This is a genomic window from Pseudobutyrivibrio sp. 49 (genome assembly GCF_900100545.1).
Classification (GTDB): domain Bacteria; phylum Bacillota; class Clostridia; order Lachnospirales; family Lachnospiraceae; genus Pseudobutyrivibrio.
The window spans coordinates 1-1963 of record NZ_FNDP01000041.1 but is presented as its reverse complement, the minus strand read 5'-3'; the positions used below and the strand labels follow the sequence as shown (position 1 = coordinate 1963).

Sequence of the window (1963 nt, the reverse complement as noted above, 5' to 3'; positions counted from 1 at the left end):
GGCAGCGTAAATTTGTACTCGGAAATCACAGAAAAGACTATCCATGTGTTTTATGATAAGAATTAGATTTGTTATAATCTTACTCTTTTTCTCTTTTAAAAGGAAGCCCTGCTTCGCAGGCCTCTAATTAAGTGCACAAAGCGTACTTTACTGTACGACAAATAATCCTTCGTTTGCTTGTTGATATTTTATCTGCCTTGAAATGGGTGTCAAGGACTTCAGCCTTCGGTGCGTAGCATCCTTGACTCCCATTTCTGGGCAGATACACTGTAAATCAAGCAAATGAAAGATTAGGTTTGTGCGAAGCACGTTTATTAAAGGCAACACCGTCAGGTGTTGTTTCCTTTTAAAACCAACTTCTTACATAGTAATAATCATGATTTTTATTGATTTCATCTTCCAAATATTTAGGCAAAGCTGAATGAAAGCACTCTATGTATTTTCCATACTCCTTATCAGAAAAGGTACGATCTCTTTTATTGGCTGTTACCATCTTTGTAGCAGATATTTCTAATTCTTCTGTGCCAGCTGCTTTAGAAAGTACTTCCTTTTGATACCTTGCTAATTCAAGCATGTTTCCTGAATTATACGTATATTCTCTGAATCTAGCCATTTGAGATGCTCCATGATGACTCCATCCTAACGGGTCTGTACTCATTCTAGATGACAACACATGGTAAACATGCCCCTCAGTACTACTTCCAACCACATTTTCTAATCTAGATAGTCTTATTTTTGCAGCCGACCAGTTTTTAAGGATGTAATCTGAACTAGATTTTATTCTATTCACATCCGACTCAGATTTTGCGTAATCCAAAAGTCTTTCTACAAGTCTGTTGAAATCATCTTTTGTAGCCTGCCGTATTGTTTTTCTTATTTCTCTTTGCGCATCCCAAGATGTATCTAACATATGGCTTGTCATCTTAAAAATGTACTTACTAAGATGAAATTCATCTAGGACATATTTAACCCCAGCTATGTGATTTAGTCCTTCCTTAATCCAGCTACCTCCGTCTGCGTTAAGATATATTTTCTCTAAACACTCTGTATCATAAAAGTTTTCTATATATTCAAAAACTTCCTTCCATAGTTCTTTATTATCTTGCTCTGTCCCTCTACAAAAATAGTGAGTTCCAATCAAGCAATTACGTTTGCTTCCTGGAGCTTCAGGTTCAATTCCTTCATAAACATATATGATTTTATTTATCGCCCCATTATTCTTTCGTCCCATGGAATTTACAACTAAATCCCCCTTAGTCTCTTTAAACTGAAGAGCGTAATGATCTTCATCTGCATCTATGTACAAGTACTTTACTTTTTTCTTTTCCCTAGGAATTTCCAGCTTGGGAAATCTGGTTTTATGTAGTAGTTCTTTTACAGCCTCCTTACTTATGGCATCTTCACTACAAATACTTTGACCTGCTCTACGGTAAGAAGTCTGAGTTGCTTCTTCATAAACTTTTGCAATTGCATCCACACTTAGGTGCTGATTCTCTGTTAGACCAAGAGCTTTATCCAACAGGTAACACATAACCTCTTTACCGTCTTCAGTTTTGAGATCTTTAGAAGTAAATAACGTCTTGGTGTAATTTATCGTTCCTAAAGATGTAATAAGAGACTTATTATCATGTGTTTCAACCACCCAATGTTTCTTTCTTTTATCACTTTCACGTATAAGTTGATCCATTTCCTCAAGTGTCTCTTCAATAAAAATACGGCCCAGTTTCCTTACCTCACTTTCAACATTTAGTATAAACTCAGCTAAATCTTTTGGGTTTTGATATAACTCTTTTTGTATTTCTAAAAATCTTTGAATGCACACTTCTCCAAAATACTGTATACTCTTTTGCATAAAAGAACATCCTCCCTTGATAAAGTTTTTTTCGCAAACCATAACCTTATCACAAGAAGGATGTTCTTTTTGTATTTATTCTATTTTTTCCGACTAAAAGTTTACTCTAGC

Annotated in this window: 1 protein-coding gene; it reads right to left on the bottom strand. The window is 35.3% G+C overall.

Features of this window, described 5'->3' with window-relative positions:
• Positions 1 to 346 precede the first annotated feature (346 nt).
• Positions 347 to 1852 (bottom strand): ISLre2 family transposase, encoded by a 1506-nt coding sequence (locus BLP54_RS15530; RefSeq protein ID WP_090171559.1) that lies wholly within the window; start codon positions 1850 to 1852, stop codon positions 347 to 349.
• Positions 1853 to 1963 lie beyond the last annotated feature (111 nt).